This window comes from Streptomyces sp. NPDC039424 (genome assembly GCF_055639495.1).
In genome coordinates, this window is the sequence record NZ_JBVKAI010000002.1 from 419,548 (window position 1) to 441,581 (window position 22,034).

22 protein-coding genes and 1 pseudogene are annotated in these 22,034 nt (G+C 70.9%); 12 read left to right on the forward strand and 11 right to left on the reverse strand.

Going from position 1 to position 22,034, the window contains the following annotated elements:
- Positions 1-15: 15 nt before the first annotated feature.
- The 4 genes from deoC (at position 16) to ACZ7L0_RS06765 (ending at position 4,115) form a co-directional block, all read left to right on the forward strand.
- On the forward strand, positions 16-969 hold the full coding sequence (gene deoC / locus ACZ7L0_RS06750; protein ID WP_471241339.1) for a deoxyribose-phosphate aldolase: 954 nt from the start codon (positions 16-18) through the stop codon (positions 967-969).
- Positions 970-974: 5 nt separating this feature from the next.
- Positions 975-2,411: an aldehyde dehydrogenase family protein gene (locus ACZ7L0_RS06755; RefSeq protein ID WP_471241340.1), complete on the forward strand. Its 1,437-nt coding sequence runs from the start codon at positions 975-977 to the stop codon at positions 2,409-2,411.
- Positions 2,404-3,306, forward strand: a complete 903-nt coding sequence (locus tag ACZ7L0_RS06760) for an aldehyde dehydrogenase family protein (protein WP_471241341.1) — start codon at positions 2,404-2,406, stop codon at positions 3,304-3,306. Before ACZ7L0_RS06755 ends, ACZ7L0_RS06760 begins: the two co-directional genes overlap by 8 nt.
- 206 nt (positions 3,307-3,512) lie before the next feature.
- Complete coding sequence (locus tag ACZ7L0_RS06765) at positions 3,513-4,115, forward strand: uridine kinase family protein (RefSeq protein ID WP_471241604.1); 603 nt, start codon at positions 3,513-3,515, stop codon at positions 4,113-4,115.
- 156 nt (positions 4,116-4,271) lie between these two features.
- Here ACZ7L0_RS06765 and ACZ7L0_RS06770 read toward each other — a convergent pair whose 3' ends face one another.
- On the reverse strand, positions 4,272-5,009 hold the full coding sequence (locus tag ACZ7L0_RS06770; protein WP_471241342.1) for a SigE family RNA polymerase sigma factor: 738 nt from the start codon (positions 5,007-5,009) through the stop codon (positions 4,272-4,274).
- Positions 5,010-5,260: 251 nt separating this feature from the next.
- On the opposite strand from ACZ7L0_RS06770, the gene afsQ1 reads away from it, so the two are divergent.
- The 5 genes from afsQ1 (at position 5,261) to ACZ7L0_RS06795 (ending at position 9,041) form a co-directional block, all read left to right on the forward strand.
- On the forward strand, positions 5,261-5,938 hold the full coding sequence (afsQ1, locus tag ACZ7L0_RS06775) for a two-component system response regulator AfsQ1 (RefSeq protein ID WP_189150343.1): 678 nt from the start codon (positions 5,261-5,263) through the stop codon (positions 5,936-5,938).
- On the forward strand, positions 5,935-7,503 hold the full coding sequence (locus ACZ7L0_RS06780; RefSeq protein WP_471241343.1) for an ATP-binding protein: 1,569 nt from the start codon (positions 5,935-5,937) through the stop codon (positions 7,501-7,503). Before afsQ1 ends, ACZ7L0_RS06780 begins: the two co-directional genes overlap by 4 nt.
- Positions 7,500-8,102 (forward strand): hypothetical protein, encoded by a 603-nt coding sequence (locus ACZ7L0_RS06785; protein WP_471241344.1) that lies wholly within the window; start codon positions 7,500-7,502, stop codon positions 8,100-8,102. Before ACZ7L0_RS06780 ends, ACZ7L0_RS06785 begins: the two co-directional genes overlap by 4 nt.
- Before the next feature lie 93 nt (positions 8,103-8,195).
- Positions 8,196-8,747: a VanZ family protein gene (locus tag ACZ7L0_RS06790; RefSeq protein ID WP_471241345.1), complete on the forward strand. Its 552-nt coding sequence runs from the start codon at positions 8,196-8,198 to the stop codon at positions 8,745-8,747.
- A 93-nt stretch (positions 8,748-8,840) separates the two neighbouring features.
- A complete protein-coding gene (locus ACZ7L0_RS06795; protein ID WP_471241346.1) occupies positions 8,841-9,041 on the forward strand; it encodes a PspC domain-containing protein in 201 nt (66 codons plus the stop codon).
- A 78-nt stretch (positions 9,042-9,119) separates the two neighbouring features.
- On the opposite strand, the gene ACZ7L0_RS06800 is transcribed toward ACZ7L0_RS06795, so the two are convergent.
- Together ACZ7L0_RS06800 and ACZ7L0_RS06805 are read right to left on the reverse strand one after the other, a co-directional pair.
- On the reverse strand, positions 9,120-9,443 hold the full coding sequence (locus ACZ7L0_RS06800) for an ATP-binding protein (RefSeq protein ID WP_471241347.1): 324 nt from the start codon (positions 9,441-9,443) through the stop codon (positions 9,120-9,122).
- Positions 9,444-9,580: 137 nt separating this feature from the next.
- Complete coding sequence (locus ACZ7L0_RS06805; RefSeq protein WP_471241348.1) at positions 9,581-10,759, reverse strand: adenosine deaminase; 1,179 nt, start codon at positions 10,757-10,759, stop codon at positions 9,581-9,583.
- 112 nt (positions 10,760-10,871) lie between these two features.
- Here ACZ7L0_RS06805 and ACZ7L0_RS06810 point away from each other — a divergent pair, with 112 nt between their 5' ends.
- A complete protein-coding gene (locus ACZ7L0_RS06810) occupies positions 10,872-11,636 on the forward strand; it encodes an alpha/beta hydrolase family protein (RefSeq protein ID WP_471241349.1) in 765 nt (254 codons plus the stop codon).
- 23 nt (positions 11,637-11,659) lie between these two features.
- Here ACZ7L0_RS06810 and ACZ7L0_RS06815 read toward each other — a convergent pair whose 3' ends face one another.
- A complete protein-coding gene (locus ACZ7L0_RS06815; RefSeq protein ID WP_471241350.1) occupies positions 11,660-12,610 on the reverse strand; it encodes a LysR family transcriptional regulator in 951 nt (316 codons plus the stop codon).
- Between the two features lie 63 nt (positions 12,611-12,673).
- Here ACZ7L0_RS06815 and ACZ7L0_RS06820 point away from each other — a divergent pair, with 63 nt between their 5' ends.
- Positions 12,674-13,954, forward strand: coding sequence for an MFS transporter (locus ACZ7L0_RS06820; protein ID WP_471241351.1), 1,281 nt, complete (start codon positions 12,674-12,676; stop codon positions 13,952-13,954).
- A gap of 154 nt (positions 13,955-14,108) precedes the next feature.
- The gene (locus tag ACZ7L0_RS06825) at positions 14,109-15,128 is read left to right on the forward strand and encodes a sigma-70 family RNA polymerase sigma factor (RefSeq protein ID WP_471241352.1); all 1,020 of its coding nucleotides are present in this window, start codon (positions 14,109-14,111) and stop codon (positions 15,126-15,128) included.
- Here ACZ7L0_RS06825 and ACZ7L0_RS06830 read toward each other — a convergent pair.
- From ACZ7L0_RS06830 to ACZ7L0_RS06860, 7 genes and pseudogenes are all read right to left on the reverse strand, one after another.
- Positions 15,012-15,398: an STAS domain-containing protein gene (locus ACZ7L0_RS06830; protein ID WP_471241353.1), complete on the reverse strand. Its 387-nt coding sequence runs from the start codon at positions 15,396-15,398 to the stop codon at positions 15,012-15,014. The two genes, ACZ7L0_RS06825 and ACZ7L0_RS06830, sit on opposite strands and share 117 nt — an antisense overlap.
- A 16-nt stretch (positions 15,399-15,414) precedes the next feature.
- Positions 15,415-15,998, reverse strand: a pseudogene (locus ACZ7L0_RS06835) (Uma2 family endonuclease).
- A 95-nt stretch (positions 15,999-16,093) separates the two neighbouring features.
- Positions 16,094-17,377 (reverse strand): thymidine phosphorylase, encoded by a 1,284-nt coding sequence (locus ACZ7L0_RS06840; RefSeq protein WP_471241354.1) that lies wholly within the window; start codon positions 17,375-17,377, stop codon positions 16,094-16,096.
- 64 nt (positions 17,378-17,441) lie between these two features.
- A complete protein-coding gene (locus tag ACZ7L0_RS06845) occupies positions 17,442-17,843 on the reverse strand; it encodes a cytidine deaminase (protein ID WP_471241355.1) in 402 nt (133 codons plus the stop codon).
- Positions 17,840-19,102: an ABC transporter permease gene (locus tag ACZ7L0_RS06850; protein ID WP_471241356.1), complete on the reverse strand. Its 1,263-nt coding sequence runs from the start codon at positions 19,100-19,102 to the stop codon at positions 17,840-17,842. The genes ACZ7L0_RS06845 and ACZ7L0_RS06850 overlap by 4 nt, the downstream gene beginning before the upstream one ends.
- Positions 19,102-20,220 carry an ABC transporter permease gene (locus ACZ7L0_RS06855; protein ID WP_471241357.1) on the reverse strand — a complete coding sequence of 373 codons (1,119 nt, stop codon included), beginning with the start codon at positions 20,218-20,220 and terminating at the stop codon, positions 19,102-19,104. The genes ACZ7L0_RS06850 and ACZ7L0_RS06855 overlap by 1 nt, the downstream gene beginning before the upstream one ends.
- Positions 20,217-21,881, reverse strand: a complete 1,665-nt coding sequence (locus ACZ7L0_RS06860) for an ABC transporter ATP-binding protein (RefSeq protein WP_471241605.1) — start codon at positions 21,879-21,881, stop codon at positions 20,217-20,219. The genes ACZ7L0_RS06855 and ACZ7L0_RS06860 overlap by 4 nt, the downstream gene beginning before the upstream one ends.
- Between the last annotated feature and the right edge of the window lie 153 nt (positions 21,882-22,034).

Genomic DNA, 22,034 nt, shown 5'->3' on the forward strand with positions numbered 1-22,034 from the left:
GCTCGGCTGGTGACCATGCCCAGTTCTGCATCCGCTGTTCTCGCTGACGTCACCGCGTCCGACAGCACGCTGCGCCGCTTCCTCCACGGGCTGCCCGGCGTCGACGCGGTCGGCCTGGAGGCGCGCGCCGCCTCGCTCGGCACCCGTTCCATCAAGACCACCGCGAAGGCGTACGCCATCGACCTCGCCATCTCGATGGTCGACCTGACGACGCTGGAAGGCGCGGACACCCCGGGCAAGGTCCGGGCGCTCGGCGCCAAGGCGGTCCATCCCGACCCGACCGACCGTACGACCCCCGCGACCGCGGCCGTCTGCGTCTATCCCGACATGGTGGCCGCCGCGAAGGAGGCCGTCGCCGGTTCCGGGGTGAAGGTCGCCTCGGTCGCCACCGCCTTCCCGGCGGGCCGCGCCGCTCTCGACGTGAAGCTGGCCGACGTCCGCGCCGCCGTCGTCGCGGGCGCCGACGAGATCGACATGGTCATCGACCGCGGGGCGTTCCTCTCCGGCAAGTACCTGAAGGTGTACGACGAGATCGTCGCCGTGAAGGAGGCCTGCGGCACGAGCGCCCGCCTGAAGGTGATCTTCGAGACCGGCGAGCTGTCGACGTACGACAACATCCGCCGCGCGAGCTGGCTCGGCATGCTGGCGGGGGCCGACTTCATCAAGACCTCGACCGGCAAGGTCGCGGTGAACGCGACGCCGGCCAACACCCTGCTCATGCTGGAGGCCGTGCGCGACTTCCGGGCGCAGACCGGGGTACAGGTCGGCGTGAAGCCGGCCGGCGGCATCCGCACCACCAAGGACGCCGTCAAGTTCCTCGTCCTCGTCAACGAGACCGTCGGCGAGGACTGGCTGGACAACCACTGGTTCCGCTTCGGCGCCTCCTCGCTTCTGAACGACCTGCTGATGCAGCGTCAGAAGCTGGCCACCGGCCGTTACTCCGGCCCCGACTACGTGACGGTGGACTGATCACCATGGCATCGGCATTCGAATACGCACCCGCGCCCGAGTCCCGCGCGATCGTGGACATCGCGCCCTCGTACGGCCTGTTCATCGACGGCGAGTTCACCGAGGCGGCCGACGGCAAGGTCTTCAAGACCGTCTCGCCGTCGACGGAGGAGGTCCTCTCCGAGGTCGCCCAGGCCGGTTCCGAGGACGTCGACCGCGCCGTCCGGGCCGCCCGCAAGGCCTTCGAGAAGTGGTCGGCGCTGCCCGGCTCGGAGCGCGCCAAGTACCTCTTCCGTATCGCCCGCATCATCCAGGAGCGCAGCCGTGAGCTGGCCGTCCTGGAGACGCTGGACAACGGCAAGCCCATCAAGGAGACGAGGGACGCCGACCTGCCCCTCGTGGCCGCGCACTTCTTCTACTACGCGGGCTGGGCGGACAAGCTCGGGCACGCCGGTTTCGGTGCGGACCCCCGGCCGCTGGGCGTCGCGGGTCAGGTCATCCCCTGGAACTTCCCGCTGCTGATGCTGGCGTGGAAGATCGCCCCGGCGCTGGCGACCGGCAACACGGTCGTCCTGAAGCCCGCCGAGACCACTCCCCTCTCCGCGCTGTTCTTCGCGGACATCTGCCGCCAGGCGGGCCTGCCCAGGGGTGTCGTCAACATCCTTCCGGGCTACGGCGACACGGGCGCCGCGCTGGTCGCGCACCCGGACGTGAACAAGGTGGCGTTCACCGGCTCCACCGCGGTGGGCAAGGAGATCGCCCGCACGGTCGCCGGCACGCGCAAGAAGCTCACCCTGGAACTGGGCGGCAAGGGCGCCAACATCGTCTTCGACGACGCCCCGATCGACCAGGCCGTCGAGGGCATCGTGGGCGGCATCTTCTTCAACCAGGGCCAGGTCTGCTGCGCGGGCTCCCGCCTGCTGGTCCAGGAGTCGATCCAGGACGAGCTGCTGGACTCCCTCAAGCGCCGGCTGTCCACGCTGCGCCTCGGCGACCCGCTGGACAAGAACACCGACATCGGCGCGATCAACTCCGCCGAGCAGCTGTCCCGGATCACCGCGCTGGCCGAGCAGGGCGAGGCGGAGGGCGCCGAGCGCTGGTCCCCGGCCTGCGAACTGCCCTCCTCCGGCTACTGGTTCGCGCCGACGCTGTTCACGAACGTCACCCAGGCGCACACCATCGCCCGGGACGAGATCTTCGGCCCGGTGCTGTCGGTCCTCACCTTCCGCACGCCCGACGAGGCGGTCGCCAAGGCGAACAACACGCAGTACGGCCTGTCGGCGGGCATCTGGACCGAGAAGGGCTCGCGCATCCTGGCCGTCGCGAACAAGCTGCGCGCCGGTGTCGTCTGGTCCAACACGTTCAACAAGTTCGATCCCACCTCGCCGTTCGGCGGCTACAAGGAGTCGGGCTTCGGCCGCGAGGGCGGTCGCCACGGCCTGGAGGCGTACCTCGATGTCTGAGAAGACCGAAAAGACTGAGCGACTCTCCGTCTTCAAGACCTACAAGCTGTACGTCGGCGGGAAGTTCCCGCGTTCCGAGAGCGGCCGGGTGTACGAGGTGAGCGACTCGAAGGGCAAGTGGCTGGCGAACGCGCCCCTCTCCTCCCGCAAGGACGCCCGTGACGCGGTCGTGGCCGCGCGCAAGGCGTTCGGCGGATGGTCCGGCGCGACGGCGTACAACCGCGGCCAGATCCTCTACCGCGTCGCCGAGATGCTGGAGGGCCGCCGCGAGCAGTTCGTGCGCGAGGTCGCCGACGCCGAGGGCCTGTCGAAGGCGAAGGCCGCCGCGCAGGTGGACGCGGCGATCGACCGCTGGGTCTGGTACGCGGGCTGGACCGACAAGATCGCCCAGGTGATCGGCGGCGCCAACCCGGTCGCGGGCCCGTACTTCAACCTCTCCTCCCCCGAGCCGACCGGCGTGGTCGCCGTCCTGGCCCCGCAGGAGTCGTCCTTCCTCGGCCTGGTGTCGGTCGTGGCCCCGGTGATCGCCACCGGCAACACGGCGGTCGTGATCGCCTCCGAGCAGGCCCCGCTGCCCGCCCTCTCCCTGGGCGAGGTGCTGGCCACCTCCGACGTCCCGGGCGGTGTCGTCAACGTCCTGTCAGGCCGCACGGCGGAGATCGCCGCCCCGCTGGCCGCGCACCAGGACGTCAACGCCATCGACCTCGCGGGCGCCGACGAGGCGCTGGCGAAGGAACTGGAGATCGCGGCGGCGGACAACCTCAAGCGCGTCCTTCGTCCACAGCCTGTGGATTACGCGGCGACTCCGGGGATCGACCGTATGACGGCGTTCCTGGAGACGAAGACCGTCTGGCATCCGACGGGGTCGCTGGGCGCGTCCGGATCGTCGTACTGAGCCCGCGCAGGCCGAGAGCCGCGCTTCCCCTCCGTCCGGGGGAGGCACGGCTCTCCGGGTTCAGGTGCGCAGCGTACCGAAACCGACACGAAGGGTAGTCGAGGTGTGATGCGCACTCCAAAGCCGACCCGCGGGGTCGGCAGCGGGTGCGCCATGCGTCAAACTGGTGTTCCGTGAGCATTCATCCCCCGTCTCCCGCCCGTGTCGTGCTGCTGTGCGGCCCCTCGGGCTCCGGCAAGTCACTCGTCGCCGCCCGTTCCGGGCTTCCCGTGCTGCGCCTCGACGACTTCTACAAGGAGGGCGACGACCCGACGCTGCCGCTGGTGGAGGGGAGTTCGGACATCGACTGGGACCATCCGCTGTCGTGGGACGCGGACGTCGCGGTCGAGGCCATCACCCGGCTGTGCGCCACGAGGTCGACGCCGGTACCGGTGTACGACATCTCGCTGAGCGCCCGCACCGGCGAGGAGACGCTGCACATCGGGCGTACCCCGCTGTTCATCGCGGAGGGCATCTTCGCGGCCGAGATCGTCGAACGCTGCCGGGAACTCGGGGTGCTGGCGGACGCGCTCTGCCTGACCCGCGGGCCGGTCACCACCTTCCGGCGGCGCTTCCTGCGGGACCTGAAGGAGGGCCGCAAGTCGGTGCCGTTCCTGCTGCGCCGCGGCTGGCGGCTGATGCGCGCGGAGCGGTCGATCGTCACCCGCCAGGTCTCGCTGGGCGCACACCCCTGCGACCGTGACGAGGCGCTGGACCGGCTGGCGACAGCGGCGGCGGGACGGCAGCCCCGGGCCCGTACGGCGGCCTGACCGGCGCCCGTACCGGAACTCGCGGCAAGACGAACGGGACTGGACGGACCCCCCGGCCCTCCAGTCCCGCTGTCACGCGCTCCGTCCGTGTCCCCCGTGACGGAGCTCCCCCGTGCACCCCCCAGATGGTGCTCCCCCGTGTTTCCCCCCGGACCTTCAGGCGACGAGCTCCCCGAAGGCGTACTCCTCGTCACGGCCGAAGCTGAGGACCTCGTCCTCGCGCAGCCGGCGGAGCGACCGCCAGATGCTGGACTTCACCGTGCCGACACTGATGTCGAGGATCTCCGCGATCTCCGGGTCCGTGCGGCCCTCGTAGTAGCGCAGGACCAGCATGGTGCGCTGGAGTTCGGGCAGCCGGGCCAGCGCCTGCCACAGGACCGCGCGCAGTTCGGTGCCGCGCATGGCGTCCGTGTCGCCGGGCGTCTCCGGCAGTTCCTCGGTCGGGTACTCGTTGAGCTTGCGGCGCCGCCAGGCGCTGATGTGCAGGTTCGTCATGGTGCGGCGGAGGTATCCGCCGACCGCCGCCTTGTCGCTGATCCGGTCCCACGCCCGGTACGTCGAGAACAGCGCGCTCTGCAGCAGGTCCTCGGCCTCGAAGCGGTCGCCGGTCAGGTGGTAGGCGGTGGCGTACAGGGAGGCGCGGCGCTCCTGGACGTAGGCGGTGAACTCCACCTCCGACAGGGAACGACGCTCCCCCGTGGCCTCCCCGTACGCTGCTCCCCCGTGCGTTTCCCCCGTGTGAGCGTCAACCACCGTCATGAAGGCGGTGTGCTGACGCCCGGTGCCGCGAGCGCACCCCCGCCCGCTCACGGCACCGGACTTCTCGGAACCCCGGTGCACGTCGTGCAGACGCGTGACCACTGCGCTGGTGCTGGTGCCGTGCAGCGTGTTCATCTCGCGCCCCCCGTCGTGGACTTCCGGTGTTCGTCTCGCTCAGGCTCGCTTCCTTGCCTGTGCCGAAAAGCTTGCCGAGGGGACTTCATGGCCGTGTCCGCCGACTGTCACAGACCTGTCACAGGGGTCGGCCACACGGGTGTCACACGGTGCGCACAGCCAGTGGCGGTACGGGCTACCCGTAGGACGCTGGGAGGTCACCCGGGCCCACAGGTCGTCCGACGGCCCCTCCATGGGCCAGAATGAGCCCCGTGCCTTCCCTGTTGCTGATCGAGGACGACGACGCCATCCGTACGGCCCTGGAGCTGTCTCTTACGCGCCAGGGACATCGGGTTGCCACCGCTGCCACCGGCGAGGACGGCCTGAAGCTGCTGCGCGAGCAGCGGCCGGACCTGATCGTGCTGGATGTGATGCTGCCCGGCATCGACGGGTTCGAGGTGTGCCGGCGCATCCGGCGCACGGACCAGCTGCCGATCATCCTGCTGACCGCGCGCAGCGACGACATCGACGTGGTGGTCGGGCTGGAGTCGGGGGCGGACGACTATGTCGTCAAGCCCGTGCAGGGGCGGGTGCTGGACGCCAGGATCCGGGCCGTGCTGCGGCGCGGGGAGCGGGAGTCCAGTGATTCGGCGACCTTCGGCAGCCTCGTCATCGACCGCTCGGCGATGACCGTGACGAAGAACGGCGAGGACCTCCAGCTGACGCCGACCGAGCTGCGGCTGCTGCTGGAGCTGAGCCGGCGGCCGGGGCAGGCGCTGTCCCGGCAGCAGTTGCTGCGGCTGGTGTGGGAGCACGACTACCTGGGCGACTCGCGGCTGGTGGACGCGTGTGTGCAGCGGCTGCGCGCCAAGGTCGAGGACGTGCCCTCGTCCCCGACGCTGATCCGTACCGTCCGTGGTGTCGGCTACCGGCTGGACTCGCCTCAGTGACCAAGGTGCAAGGGGGGTTCCGCGGCTGGTCCGCGGGTCGCAAGGGAGCTGTGTCGCGGCTGCGCTTCACCAGTCTGCGGCTGCGGCTGGTCGTGGTCTTCGGGCTGGTCGCCCTCACCGCCGCCGTCTCGGCGTCCGGCATCGCGTACTGGCTGAACCGGGAGGCGGTGCTGACCCGCGCCCAGGACTCGGTGCTGCGCGACTTCCAGCAGGAGATGCAGAACCGGGCCGGCGCGCTGCCCGTGCACCCCACCCAGGACGAAGTCCAGCGGACCGCCGGTCAGATGGCGGGCAGCAGCCAGCGCTTCAGCGTGCTGCTGGTCGCGACGGACGCGGACGGCAAGACCGTGTACGGCAACTCCGGGGGCCTGAACGGGTTCGCGCTGGAGGACGTGCCCAGGTCGCTGCGGGCCGCGGTGGACAAGAAGCAGAAGGTGACCGACGGCAACGAGTCGCCGTACCACCTGTACTGGCAGCGGGTCGTCGACGACGGCACCCCGTATCTGGTGGCCGGTACGAAGGTGATCGGCGGCGGCCCGACCGGATACATGGTCAAGTCGCTGGAGCCGGAGGCCAAGGACCTCAACTCGCTGGCCTGGTCGCTCGGCATCGCCACCGGCCTCGCGCTGATCGGCTCGGCGCTGCTCGCGCAGGCCGCCGCGACGACGGTGCTGAAGCCGGTGCACCGCCTCGGCGTGGCCGCCCGGCGGCTCGGCGAGGGCAAGCTGGACACCCGGCTCAGGGTCTCCGGCACCGATGAACTCGCCGACCTGTCGCGGACGTTCAACAACGCGGCCGAGGCGCTGGAGAAGCGGGTCGCGGACATGGCCGCGCGGGACGACTCGTCCCGGCGGTTCGTGGCCGACATGTCCCACGAGCTGCGTACGCCGCTGACCGCCATCACCGCCGTCACGGAGGTGCTGGAGGAGGAGCTGGAGTCGGAGGCCGGGGGCATCGACCCGATGATCGAGCCCGCCGTACGGCTGGTGGTGAGCGAGACCCGGCGGCTGAACGACCTGGTCGAGAACCTGATGGAGGTCACCCGCTTCGACGCGGGCACCGCCCGGCTGGTCCTGGACGACGTCGACATCGCCGACCAGATCACCGCCTGCATCGACGCCCGCGCCTGGCTGGACGCCGTCGAGCTGGACGCGGAGCGGGGCATCCACTCCCGGCTGGACCCGCGCCGCCTGGACGTCATCCTCGCCAACCTGATCGGCAACGCGCTCAAGCACGGCGGGTCGCCGGTGCGGGTGTCGGTGCGTATAGACGGCGACGACCTGGTCATCGCGGTGCGCGACCACGGGCCCGGCATCCCCGAGGACGTCCTGCCGCACGTCTTCGACCGCTTCTACAAGGCCAGCGCCTCCCGGCCGCGTTCCGAGGGCAGCGGCCTCGGCCTGTCCATCGCGATGGAGAACGCGCACATCCACGGCGGCGGGATCACCGCCGCCAACTCACCCGAAGGCGGCGCGGTCTTCACGCTGCGGCTGCCGCGGGACGCCTCGGCGCTGACGGAGGAGAACGACGGCGAGGGCGACGGTTCCGAGGGAGGGGCGTCATGAACGTCCGACGCCTGCTGGCGCTGCCGGTGCTCGCCGCGCTGCTCACCGGCTGCGGGATCCGGGCCACCGAGGTACCGACGGACTTCGGCGCGGCACCTTCGCGGGTGCCGTGCTCGCTGACCGAGCCGGACATCACCACGCAGTCCTCGCACGGGATGCCGGTGCAGGTCTTCCTGCTGTGCGGCTCCTCGCTGGGCGCGGTCGACCGTTCGGTGCGGGTCCCGGACGGCACGCCGGACGCCAGGCGGCGGGTGATAGTGGCTCAGGGGCTGCTGGACCAGCTCGCGCAGACGCCGTCGGCCGGCGAGAAGGGGGCCGGGTACACGACGTACGTGCGCGGCGCCATGGCCGTGAGCGGCCCGCGCCCGAAGGACCCCGAGGACACACTGCGGCTGAGCACCGCGCCGGACCGGCTCAGCTCGTACGCCCTCGCCCAGATCGTGTGCACCTTCTCCGACTCGGCGGCGGCCGAGGGCGACGGTTCGGTCATCCTGGGCGGGCCGGGGAACGCGCCGCTGCGCCGGTACGAGTGCACCGACGACGTGCGCTCCCGGCCGGGCAGCGTCGAGCCGCCGTCCAGTGAGGTGACGGCCGACTGACGTGCCGGGCGATCCCGGGTGTGGCGCAAGCCTCACGCACGCGCGTACGGCGGATCCGGAACCGATCGTGCACACGGGCGCGTCTAGGGGGGCGTGCAGCGTCAAGGCTCCATCGGCGGCAGCGCCGCGATCAGCGTCCGTGTGACAGGGGGTGCCCTCCTGGTCGCACACCTCGCGTTCGTCGCCTGGCTCATGCTTCGACCGCTGGACGTCCCCTGGGTGATGCCCGCCAATCTGCGGCCACTGGCCGGGATCCGGGCCGACCTGGCGCTCGGCTGGCCCCAGGCGGCCCGGCGGATCGGTGAGGGCCTCGCGCTGCTGGCGCCGCTGGGCGTGCTGCTGCCGATGGCGCACGGCAGGCTCGCCGTCTCCCCGCTCGCCTCACTGATCCGTACGGCGACCACGGGCGCCCTGCTCTCGCTCGGCATCGCGCTGCTGCAGACGGGCGTGCCCGGCCGGGTCGTGGACGTGGACTCCGTACTGCTGAACACGGCCGGGGTGATCCTGGCGCACCTCGCCGTCGTCCCGGCGGGCCGGGCCTGGCTCCGCCGCAGGGGCGAGCGGGTGAGCGGTACGGCCGCCCGGCAGGAGGAGGCCTCTCAGGGGCGGACCCCGACGATTCCCAGGGTCGGGATCGCACCGTAGAGCGACGCTTCGTCCCCTTCGTCTCCGTACCGTGGATGTCAGACGAGGCAGCCGGCCCGGCGGCCTCGGACGACGCTCACGAAGGAGCCGGACATGACCGCCCTCGCCCGCCCCACCCATGGCCGCATGATCGGCGGAGTGTGCGCCGCGCTGGCACGGCGCTTCGGTACCTCCGCCACGACGATGCGGGTGATCTTCCTGGTCTCCTGCCTGCTGCCCGGTCCGCAGTTCCTGCTCTACATAGCGCTGTGGATCCTGCTGCCCTCGGAGGACAAGACGCGCACGGCCTGGTGAGTTCCATGGCCGCGCGTACGCCGTTGGGGCGCTCCCGGATCCTCCGGAGAGCGCCCCAACGGCGTGTGCGTGCCGGGCTCAGCCGAGCGGGGCGCCCTTCAGCGGCAGGCCGCCGAGACGGCCGACCACCGGTGCGGCCGGGGTGTTGCCGAGCAGCTTCCGGGCGACCGGCTTGGTGGCGGCCACGCCCCCGCCGACCGCGTTCTCGCCCTGCGCCAGCGTCTCCTTGGCATTCGGCAGTTCCTTGGCGACCTTCCCGGTCGGCAGCGTCTGGGTGACGGAGCCCAGGGGCTGGGGGACCTTCTGGGCGGCCGGGGCCGCGTTGGCCGCGCCCGCGCCGACGGCGGCGAAGGCAACACCGAGGGCGGCGACACCGAGGGTCTTGGCAGCAGACTGCTTCATGGTGAATGCGTCCTTGAATGGATGACGGGGATCAAGCGGTCCCCGACCGTAAACACGCGGACCCGCCCACCGCAAACATCGAAATGCGGACGGATGGTGAAAGCCGCCTGCAATCCGTGCCGCCCGTCGACCCCCGATCAACCCTCCCGATGCACAGAACCGCTGGTGGAGGCGGTCTGCCGGAACAGCCATTCGGATTTCAGCTCGGCGTATCCGGGCTTGATGACGTCATTGATCATGGCCAGTCGTTCATCGAAAGGAATGAACGCGGATTTCATCGCATTGACGGAGAACCACTGCATGTCGTCGAGCGTGTAACCGAATGCCTCGACGAGGTGCTCGAACTCCCGGCTCATGCTGGTGTGGGACATAAGACGGTTGTCCGTGTTGACCGTGGCCCGGAAGTGCAGGCGCCGCAGCAGCCCGATCGGGTGCTCGGTGTAGGAGGTGGCGGCCCCGGTCTGGAGGTTGGAGCTGGGGCACAGTTCCAGCGGGATGCGCTTGTCCCGGACGTAGGACGCCAGCCGCCCGAGTTTCACCGAGCCGTCCTCGTGCACCTGGATGTCGTCGATGATCCGCACGCCGTGCCCGAGCCGGTCGGCGCCGCACCACTGCAGGGCCTGCCAGATGGACGGCAGCCCGAACGCCTCACCGGCGTGGATGGTGAAGTGGTTGTTCTCCCGCTTCAGGTACTCGAAGGCGTCCAGGTGCCGGGTGGGCGGGTAGCCGGCCTCGGCGCCCGCGATGTCGAAGCCGACGACACCCAGGTCGCGGTAGCGGTTGGCGAGTTCGGCGATCTCCAGGGCGCGGGCGGCGTGCCGCATGGCGGTCAGCAGGGCGCCGACCCGGATGCGGTGGCCGTTCACCCGCGCGTTCGCCTCGCCCTGCCGGAAGCCCTCGTTGACGGCCTCGACGACCTGCTCCAGGCTGAGCCCGGCCTCCAGGTGCTGCTCGGGCGCGTAGCGCACCTCGGCGTAGACGACTCCGTCCTCGGCCAGGTCCTCGGCGCACTCACGGGCCACCCGGACCAGCGCGTCGCGGGTCTGCATCACGCCGACGGTGTGCGAGAAGGTCTCCAGGTACCGCTCCAGGGATCCGGAGTCGGCGGCCTCGGCGAACCAAGTGCCGAGCTTGTCGGGGTCGGTCTCGGGGAGCTGGGAGTAGCCGGTTTCCCGGGCGAGTTCGACGACGGTCCCGGGGCGGAGACCGCCGTCGAGGTGGTCGTGCAGCAGAACCTTGGGGGCCCGGCGGATGTGGTCCGGCGTCGGGACGCCCCCAGTCGACGCCGTCTGGCTCGGTGCAGTCTGGCTCGTCATTTCCGCACTCTAACTCCTACGCGCGTAGATCACCGCTGTACGAATCCGTCGATACGTAACGGTGACCGCACGGACGGGTGGCGTACACCGCCACTTCTGACACTGTTCTGTCATGGCACAGCAAGCGACGCCGGCCCGAACGGCCCGGCTGGGCAGGGCAGTCGGCCCGGAACCGTCGGCGGTGAGCGGTGCGGTACTGCTCCTGCCCGGCGGCGAGGAGGTATCCGCCCGCAGGCCGTCCCCCGTCTGGGCGACGGCCTTCGTCCGCGCCCTCGGACGCAGGCTCGCACGCGCGGGCCGCGACGAGGGGCTCGCCACACATGTCGTCCAGTACCGCTATCGCGGCTGGAACGGCAGCGAGGCCCATCTGGCGGGCGACGCCTCCTGGGCGGCGGACGAGATCGTACGGCGGTACGGCGACGTCCCCGTCTGCCTGGTGGGGCTCGGGATGGGCGGCCGGGCGGCACTGCGGGCGGGCGGGCACGAGACCGTCAACTCCGTCGCCGCTGTCGCCCCTTGGCTCCCGGAGGAGGACGTGGCCGTCCCCGCCGAGCCGGTGCGGCAGCTGGTGGGGCGGCGGGTGCTGATCGTGCACGGCACCAACGACGAGCGCAGCGACCCGGAGTTGTCGTTCCGGCTGGCGGCCCGGGCGAAGAAGGTGAACCGGGAGGTGTGCCGGTTCGAAGTGCACTCGGACGGACACGGGTTGCATCAGTACCGCAGCGAAGTGACCTCGCTGGTGGCCGACTTCGCGATGGGGGCGCTGTTCGGGCACGCGTTCGCGCGTCCGCTGGAGGACGCGTTGGCCGCGCCGCCGCCCATAGGGCTGCGGATGCCGTTGGCGGTGGGGTTCGGGCGGTCGATCCGCCAAGGCTAGCTAGGGGGTGTCCGGACGGGGTCCTAGGGCAGCAGGCTGCCCCTTCTGGACAGCAGGAACTTCTTGAAGGCCGCCACCGGGGGTGTGTCCGGGTGGCCGTCCAGCCAGGCCACGCCGATCTCCCGGGCCGCTCTCGGGGCGGTGACCGTCAGTTCGGTGACTCCCGGGCGGGGGAAGACCGGCGGGGGCAGGAGGGCCACGCCCAGACCCGCCGCGACCAGCCCCCGGAGGGTTTCCGCCTCCTCGCCCTCGAAGGCGATACGGGGCTTGAAGCCCGCCTCCTTGCAGAGGTCGTCGGTGATGCGGCGCAGGCCGTAGCCGGGTTCGAGGGTGACGAAGGTTTCGTCGGCGGCCTCGGCCAGGCGGACGCGCCTGCGGCCGGCCAGGGGGTGGTCGGCGGGGACGACCAGGCGGAGCTTCTGCTCGTCGAGCCGTCGGGCGACCAGGTCGGGGGCGTCGGGGACCGGGGAGGTCAGACAGAGGTCCAGTTCGCCCGCCCTCAGGCCTTCGAGCATCGCCTCGCCGTAGTTCTGGACGAGGCTGAAGCGGACGCGCGGATGATCGGCGCGGAAGGCCTGGAGGAGGCCGGGGACCGTCTCGGCGCCCATCGTGTGCAGGAAGCCGAAGGCGACCTTGCCGGTGGCCGGGTCGGCGTCGGCGCGCACCTCGTCGGCGGCCCGCCCGACCTCGGCGAGGGCGCGTTCGACGGAGGCGAGGAAGGTGCGCCCGGCGGGGGTGAGGGAGACGGTGCGGCCACGGCGGGCGAACAGGTCGACGCCCAGGTCCTGCTCCAGGCGGACCATGGCCCGGGACAGGGTGGACTGCGGGACCTGCATCTCCCGCGCGGCCCGGGTGACGTGCTCGGTGCGGGCGACGCCGGCGAAGTACGCCAGGCGTGGGGCGAGCACTGTGACGATGTCTTCTGTGTCACCGTGCTGTGACAGACGCTCCTGTGACCTCTGCTGATGCACCATGGGAACGATTATGGCGATTCCATGCATTGGACGGATGAGCGGGCTCGTCCGTAGCTTCGAAGCATGTCTCCCGCCGATACCGGGGCGTCCACCGTCGTGGGCGCCGTCACGTCCCCTCCCGCTCCCTCCGACTCCCGGATGACCCCGGGCGGCCCCGGCTACCGCCGGATGAGCCTCGCCCTCTTCCTCGCCGGGGTCGCGACCTTCGCGCTGCTGTACTCCACCCAGGCCCTGCTGCCGCTGATCTCCGGCGAGTTCGGGGTGGCGGCGAGCGAGGCGAGCTGGACGGTGGCGGCGGCGACCGGCGGGCTCGCGCTGTTCGTCCTGCCGATGAGCGCCCTGTCCGAGCGCTTCGGCCGCCGTACGGTGATGACGGCCTCGCTGGTGACCGCGGTGACCGTCGGGGTGCTGGTCCCCTTCGCGCCGTCGCTGGGCGCGCTGGTGGTGCTGCGGGCGCTCCAGGGCGCGGCGCTGGCCGGGCTGCCGGCCTCCGCGACGGCGTATCTGGCGGAGGAGGTCCGGCCGAAGGCGCTGGTCACGGCGATCGGCCTGTTCGTCGCGGGCAACAGCGTCGGCGGTATGAGCGGCCGGGTGATCACCGGCTGGGTGGCCCAGGAATGGGGCTGGCGGGTCGCGGTCGGCGTGGTCGGCGCGATCGCGGTGGCCTGCGCGGTCGCGTTCCGGCTGCTGCTGCCCGCGCCCAAGCACTTCACGCCGGGGTCGCTGCGCCCGGGCGTGCTGGCCCGCACGGTCCGCGACCACCTCGGCAACCCGCTGCTGTGCCGCCTGTACGCGATCGGCGCGCTGTTCATGACGGTGTTCGGCGGCGTGTACACGGTGATCGGCTACCGCCTGACGGAGGAGCCCTTCGGCCTGCCGCAGGGCATCGTCGGCTCGATCTTCCTGGTCTACCTCGTCGGTACGGTGTCGGCGTCGACGGCGGGCCGCCTGGTCGGCCGCCTGGGCCGGCGCGGCGCGCTGTACCTGGCCGGCGCCACCACGGCGACGGGCCTGCTCCTGTCCCTCGCGGCCTCCCTCCCGCTGGTCCTGCTGGGCCTGGTCCTGATCACCGCGGGCTTCTTCGCGGGCCACGCGGTCGCGTCCTCGGCGGTCAGCAAGACGGCGACGACCGGCCGGGCGCAGGCCTCGGCGCTGTACCAGTCCGCGTACTACATCGGCTCCAGCGTCGGCAGCACGCTCGGCGCGCTCGCCTTCCACGCGGGCGGCTGGGCCGGCACGGTCGGCGTCGGCGTCCTCGCGATCCTCGGCGTCGTGACGATCACGGTGTTCGGCTCGCACGCGGCCCGGGTGGCGGCGCGGCGGGAGCCGCTGGGCGCGCACTGAGCGTGGCCTTCGCCCCTGGTCTGACGTGCCCCTGAAGGGCTCCTGACCTGCCCCTTCGATCACTGCGGGGGCCATTGTCAGTGGGCTGCGGTAGCTTCCGAAGTGCTGGGGCGTGCAGGCGCGCGACAGGAACGGCCACAGGGGCGGGTGGACGATGGGCAACAGCGGCACGGCGACGACGACGGACCTGGACGTCGCGCTGGAGAAGCACCGGACCGAGCTGACCGGGTACTGCTACCGGATGCTGGGTTCCTCCTTCGAGGCGGAGGACGCGGTGCAGGACACCCTGGTCCGCGCCTGGCGGAGCTACGACAAGTTCGAGGGCCGCTCCAGCCTCCGCTCCTGGCTGTACCGGATCGCGACGAACGTCTGCCTGGACATGCTGTCCGCGGGCAACAAGCGCGCCCGGCCGATGGACCTCACGGAGTCGACGCCGCTCGCCCGGGCGGCGCTCTCCCCCCGCCCGGACCACACCTGGCTGGAGCCGATGCCGGACGCCCGCGTGCTGCCCGCGGTCGAGGATCCGGCGGATGCGGCCGTCGCCAAGGAGTCGGTGCGGCTCGCCTTCATGGCCGCGCTGCAGCAGTTGCCGCCCAAGCAGCGGGCCGTGCTGATCCTTCGGGAGGTGCTGGCCTGGAAGGCGAGCGAGGTCGCCGAGCTGCTCGGCACCACGGTCGCCTCGGTGAACAGCGCGCTGCAGCGGGCGCGGGCGACGCTCGCGGAGCGGCAGGACACGGGGGTCGGGGCGGCGGTGTCGGACCCCTTGGACGAGGAGCAGCAAAAGCTCCTGGAACGTTATGTGAAGGCGTTCGAGGGGTACGACATGACGGCGCTGACGGCCCTGCTGCACGAGGACGCCGTCATGACGATGCCGCCGTTCGACCTGTGGCTGACCGGCCACGACGACATCACGGGCTTCATGACGACCCTCGGCTCCGCCTGCGCGGGATCCCGCCTGCTGCCGGTGCGGGTCAACGGCCTGCCGGGCTTCGCCCAGTACAAGCCGGACCCCGAGGCGGGCGGGTTCACCGCCTGGGCGGTCCAGGTGCTGGAGATATCAGACGACCGGATCACCGGGTTCCACTGCTTCCTCGACACCAAGCGCTGGTTCCCGCTCTTCGACCTGCCCCTCCACCTGGAAGCGGAGACCGACGAGGTCGAGCAGGGCGGGTAGCGCCGGATCGGGGTCGCGCAGGCGTATCCGTCCTCCGGCCCGGCGGGCGGCCAGCGCGAGGCGGGCCAGCAGGTCGACGGCGCCGAGTCCGGGGGGCCCGAGCCCGCCGACATCGCATATGACGATCCCGGCCCCGCTGACCGCCAGCATCGCCCGTACGTCGTCGCAGAGCCCGGTCACCTGGTCCTTGGTGACGGGACCGGGCAGCACGAGTACGGGGGGTGTCTTGGGGTCCACGTGCTGTAGACCGGGTGGCCCCCCGTAATTCATCGGAGCGGGGCGAGCCCTACTCGGCGGGGAACTCGCTGGTGTCGATGACGAGATCGAAGGGGGCGGGAATCTTGAGGGCCTCGCCGAACTTGGCGGTGCTCAGCGGGCGGTAGACATCGCCCTTGGGTTCTCCGTAGAGCGTCGCGCTGAGGCCTTCGGGAGCCCAACGGTCGACGAGGAGGTACAGCGGAATGCCCGTGGTGGCGTAGGCGGCGGGCTTGCTGATGCGGTCGTGGCGGGCGTTGGACTTGGAGGTGACCTCGACGACGAGTTCGGCCAGGGCCGCCGGAATGCGGGGGTCCGCCTCAGTGTGCTCCCGCACCGGGGCCACCACGATGTCCGGGATGAGCATGCCCATGCGGGACGGCACGGCGATGGCCAGTGTCTGGAAGACCCCCCACTCTCGGGAATCACGGAGTAGAGGCGACGCTGGATGCGTTCCGCGATCACGTTGTGGCGGTACGCGGGAGCAGGTGACACGGTGATGATCCCCTCGATGATCTCCACCTTGCTGCCCTCGGGCCATTCCATCTCCTCCCAGAACCGGACGAGGTCGTCCCAGCTCTGCTCGGGGTCCTGGCTGACGGTGAGTGCGCTCATGGCGGTCTCCTATCGGGGCGTCACCGATCCCAGCATGCCGAACGGGATCGGCGCAGGTCCACCGATCCCGTTCACCCGAAGGGGAAATCGCCTGGTCAGGCGATACGTTCCAGCACCACCGGCGACGGCGTGAACTCCGTGCCCTCGGCCGCGATGTCGAACGAGCCGTCCACCGCCTGCAGCGCGTACTCGAAGCGCTCGGGGGTGTCCGTGTGGAGGGTGAGGAGGGGCTGGCCCTCGGTCACCGGCTCGCCGGGCTTGGCGTGGATCTCGACGCCCGCGCCCGCCTGCACCGGGTCCTCCTTGCGGGCGCGGCCCGCGCCGAGGCGCCAGGCGGCGATACCGATGCCGTAGGCGTCGAGGCGGCTGAGGACGCCGGAGGCCGGGGCCTTGACCACGTGCTGTTCCCTCGACGTGGGGAGCGGGGCGTCGGGGTCGCCGCCCTGGGCCGCGATCATGCGGCGCCAGACGTCCATCGCCGAGCCGTCGGCCAGGGCCTTCGCCGGGTCGGCGTCCTTCACGCCGGCCGCGTCGAGCATCTCGCGGGCCAGGGCGATGGTCAGCTCGACCACGTCCGCGGGGCCGCCGCCGGCGAGGACCTCGACCGACTCGCGGACCTCGAGGGCGTTGCCGGCCGTCAGGCCGAGGGGGGTCGACATGTCGGTCAGGAGCGCGACCGTCTTCACGCCGTGGTCCGTGCCCAGGCCCACCATCGTCGAGGCCAGCTCACGGGCGTCCTCGATGGTCTTCATGAACGCGCCGGTGCCGACCTTCACGTCCAGGACCAGCGAGCCCGTGCCCTCGGCGATCTTCTTCGACATGATCGAGGAGGCGATCAACGGGATCGCCTCGACCGTGCCGGTCACGTCGCGCAGCGCGTACAGCTTCTTGTCCGCCGGGGCCAGGCCGTCGCCCGCCGCGCAGATCACCGCGCCGGTGGTGTCGAGGACGTGCAGCATCTCCTCGTTGGAGAGCAGGGCGCGCCAGCCGGGGACCGACTCCAGCTTGTCCAGGGTGCCGCCGGTGTGGCCGAGGCCGCGGCCGGAGAGCTGGGGGACCGCCGCGCCGCAGGCCGCGACGAGGGGGGCCAGGGGCAGGGTGATCTTGTCGCCGACGCCGCCCGTGGAGTGCTTGTCGGCCGTCGGGCGGGACAGGGACGAGAAGTCCATGCGCTCGCCGGAGGCGATCATCGCGGCGGTCCAGCGGGCGATCTCGCGGCGGTTCATGCCGTTGAGCAGGATGGCCATCGCGAGTGCGGACATCTGCTCGTCGGCGACCTCGCCGCGTGTGTACGCGTCGATGACCCAGTCGATCTGCTCGTCGCTGAGCTCACCGCGGTCCCGCTTGGTGCGGATGACGGAGATGGCGTCCATGGCCATGGCGTTCCTTCCGGGATTGCGAAGACCGCGGCCCCTCGAACCTGGTCGGAGGGGCCGCGGGGAGTTACTTGGTGAGATGGTCCGGGCCGAAGGCCTGGGGCAGCATCTCCGACAGCGTCAGGACGCCCGCCGGGGTGTCGAGGAGCAGGTCCGGCCCGCCGAACTCGTACAGCAGCTGGCGGCACCGGCCGCACGGCACCAGCAGTCCGCCGGTGCCGTCCACGCACGTGAAGTGCGTCAGACGGCCGCCCCCGGTGCGCTGGAGCTGTGAGACCAGCCCGCACTCGGCGCACAGGCCGAGCCCGTAGGAGGCGTTCTCGACGTTGCAGCCGGTGACCGTGCGCCCGTCGTCGACCAGGGCCGCGACACCGACCGGGTAGCCCGAGTAGGGGGCGTAGGCGTGGGACATGGCCTCCCGCGCCTCGGCCCGCAGCGGCTCCCAGTCGAAGTCGGCGGGCGTGGTCACTTGCCCTGCCCCTTCCGGTACGGCAGGCCGTCCGCCTTCGGCATCCGCAGGGACTGCGCGGACAGCGAGAGGACGAGCAGCGTGACGATGTACGGGGTCGCCGTCACCAGCTGACGCGGGACCTCGTTCGTGGAGGTGTACCAGACGAACATCAGGGCCGCGGTCACGACCGTGGTGAGGGCGGGGACGTACTTCTTCTTCCAGGCGAGGTACGCCGCGCCGAACAGCAGCAGGATCGCCAGCAGCAGGATCAGCGCGTGGACGTTCACCGTGCCGCCGCGCAGGTTGAGGCTGTCGGTGTAGCCGAACAGGCCCGCGCCGAGGGCCAGGCCGCCCGGCATCCAGTTGCCGAAGATCATCGCCGCGAGGCCGATGTAGCCGCGGCCGGCGGTCTGGCCGTCCAGGTAGACGTTAGAGGCGACGATCGAAAGGAAGGCGCCGCCGAGTCCGGCGAAGCCACCGCTGATGATCACGGCGATGTACTTGTACTTGTACACGTTCACGCCGAGGGACTCCGCGGCCACCGGGTTCTCACCGCAGGAGCGCAGACGCAGACCGAAGGCGGTGCGCCACAGCACCCACCAGGTGAGCGGGACCAGGGCCACCGCGATCACGGTGAGCGGCGAGAGGTCGGTGACCAGGCCGCCGAGCAGGCCGCCGATGTCCGACACCAGGAACCAGTGCTTGCTGTTGAGGGTGTCCAGCCAGTCGGCCAGACCGGGGACGCTGAAGCTGCCCAGCGAGTCGATCGGCGGGGACTGCTTGGAGGAGCCCTGCGGGGCGTTCTCGAAGGTGAACTTCGACAGGTAGCGGGTGGTACCGAGGGCCAGGATGTTCAGGGCCACACCGGAGACGATGTGGTTGACGTTGAAGGTCACGGTGGCGATGGCGTGCAGCACGGCGCCGAGGGCACCGCCGACGATGCCGAAGACCACACCGGTCCACGGGCCCCACTGGTAACCCGCCCAGGCGCCGAACCAGGTGCCGAGAATCATCATGCCCTCGAGGCCGATGTTGACGACGCCCGCGCGCTCGGCCCACAGGCCGCCGAGACCGGCGAGGCCGATCGGCACCGCGAGCTCCAGCGCGGTGGACATCTGGCCGGTCGAGGTGATGCCGTCCGCGCCGGTGATCAGGCGGACGATCGAGGTCAGCACCAGCACACCCGCGATGACGAGCAGGAGTACCGGGAGCGACATACGGCGGCTGCGCTTGCCGGGCTGCTGCGCCTCAGGCTTCGCTACGGTCGCGGTGCTCATCAGGCCGCCACCTCCTTCTTGGTGTTCTGAGCGGCGGCGGCCAGCTCGGCGCCGACCTGGCGCTGCTGGCGGCGCAGACCCCACTGGCGTACGGCCTCGTACGAGATGACGACCGCGAAGACGATCAGGCCCTGCATGATCGTGGCGATCTCCTTCTCGTACGCCACCGGGGTCGCGTAGTCGAGGGCGGGCGAGGCCTTGTCGAGGAAGGCCCACAGCAGGGCGGCGAGGGCGATGCCGCCGGGGTTGTTGCGGCCGAGGAGGGCGATGCCGATGGCGGTGAAGCCGAGGCCCGCCGGGAAGCTCAGGCTGTAGGTGTGGGCGTCGCCGAGCAGCAGCGGCAGGCCGGACAGGCCCGCGATGGCGCCGGAGATCAGCATGGAGATCAGCACCATGCGCTTGGCGTCGACACCGGAGGCCGCGGCGGCGGTCTCGGAGGCGCCGGTGGCGCGCAGGTCGAAGCCGAAGCGGGTGCGGTTGAGGACGAGCCAGTAGCCGACGCCGAGCAGGACGGCGAGGAAGACCAGGCCGTAGATCTCGCCGACGTCCGAGCCCAGGTTGATGCCGGGGAACCAGCCGGACTTCTTCATGATGCCGGTCGTCGCGTTGTTGCCGACCTGCACGCCCCACACGTTGGTGAGGGTGACGTAGCCGATCACGCTGGTGGCGATGGCGTTCAGCATGATCGTCGCGACGACCTCGCTGACGCCCCGGGTGACCTTGAGGACGCCCGCGATGCCGGCCCAGAAGGCGCCGGTGCACATGGCGACCAGAAGCAGCAGCGGGATCTGCAGGAAGCTCGGGAGGGCCACGTTGGCGCCGACCACGGCGGTCATCACCGCGGCGAGGCGGTACTGGCCGTCGACGCCGATGTTGAACAGGTTCATACGGAAGCCGAGGGCGACCGCGATGGCGGCGATGTAGTACAGCGACGCCTGGTTGATGATCAGGACCTGGATGTCCGAGTACGGCAGCTGCTCCAGCATCAGCGCGTACGGCTCGATCGGGTTCTTGCCCGAGGCGAGCAGGACGATCGAGGTCAGCGCGATCGCCAGGACGAGCGCGATGACCGGGCCGGCCACCGCGAGGAGCACGCGCTCCTTGTCGAACTTCTTCATCGGGCCTCGTCCTCCGGACCGGCGTCTTCGTCGGTGGTTTCCACGTGCTCAAGGTGACCGGACGCGGCACCCGTCATGGCCGAGCCCAGCTCCTCCGGCGTGATGGTGGCGGGGTCGGCGTCCGCGACCAGCCTGCCGTTGTAGATCACGCGCAGGGTGTCCGACAGGCCGATCAGCTCGTCCAGGTCGGCGGAGATCAGCAGCACGGCCAGGCCCTCGCGGCGGGCCTCCCGGATGCGGTCCCAGATCTGCGCCTGGGCGCCGACGTCCACACCGCGGGTGGGGTGGGCGGCGATCAGGAACTTGGGGTTGTGGCTCATCTCGCGGCCGACGATCAGCTTCTGCTGGTTGCCGCCGGAGAGGGAGGCCGCGGTCACGTCGATACCCGGGGTGCGGACGTCGTACTCCTCGACGATCCGGCGGGTGTCCTTCTGGGCGCCCTTGGGGTCGAGCCAGAAGCCCTTGGCGTTGGGCTTCTCGGTGACGTGGCCGAGGATGCGGTTCTCCCAGAGCGGGGACTCCAGGAGCAGGCCCTGGCGGTGGCGGTCCTCGGGGATGTAGCCAACGCCCTGCTCGCGGCGCTTGCGGGTGGGCCAGGGGGTGATGTCCTCGCCGAGGAACACGATCCGGCCGGAGTCGGCGTGCTTGGTGCCGATCAGCGCGTCGATGAGCTCGGTCTGGCCGTTGCCCTCGACACCGGCGATGCCCATGACCTCGCCGGCGCGGATGCTGAAGCTGACGTCGTCGAGGACGCGCTTGGCCTCGCCGCCGCTCGCGAACTCGGTGAGGCCCTCGCCCGTGGGTTCGGCCTCCAGGCCGAGGGAGGCTCCGCCGCTGGCGTAGACGGTGAGGTCCTCGACCTCCAGGACGACCTTGTCGGTGACGGTCGACTCGGCGGTCTCGGGGGTGGGCAGCTCGCTGCCCACCATCATCTCGGCGAGCTGGCGCGGGGTGGTCGCGGAGGGGATCGCCGTGCCCACGGTCGTACCGCGCCGGATGACGGTGATGTCGTCCGCGACGGAGAGCACCTCGCCGAGCTTGTGCGAGATGAAGATGACGGAGAGGCCCTCGGACTTGAGCTCGCGCAGGTTGTCGAAGAGCGCGTCGACCTCCTGCGGGACGAGCACGGCGGTCGGCTCGTCGAGGATCAGGGTCTTGGCGCCGCGGAAGAGGACCTTGAGGATCTCCACGCGCTGGCGGTCGGCGACGCCGAGGTCCTCCACGAGGACGTCGGGGCGGACACCGAGGCCGTAGCGGTCGGAGATCTCCTTGATCTTCTTGCGGGCGCCGCCGCCGATGCCGTACAGCTTCTCGCTGCCGAGCACCACGTTCTCCAGCACGGTCAGGTTGTCGGCCAGCATGAAGTGCTGGTGGACCATGCCGATGCCGCGGGCGATGGCGTCGGCGGGGCTGTGGAAGGCCACCTGCTCGCCGTCGACGGTGATGGTGCCCTCGTCCGGCTTCTGCATGCCGTAGAGGATCTTCATCAGGGTCGACTTGCCGGCGCCGTTCTCGCCGACCAGGGCGTGCACGGTGCCCTTGCGGACGGTGAGGTGGATGTCGTGGTTGGCGACGACACCGGGGAATCGCTTGGTGATGCCCGCGAGCTCTACCGCGACTGTCGACTGAGCGGTGAGCGGAGGGCTGCTGGACGCGTCGATGGCGCACTCTCCTCGGGAAAGGGGCCGCTCTACGCGCGTAGCGCCCCTGCTTTAAATAGTGCCCGGACCTGATCGTTCTTGTTCAAGTACCCGATCCGTTCCGAGCATTCTGCCGCGCGAACGGGGCGCGGGCAGACATCGTGCCCGTGCCCC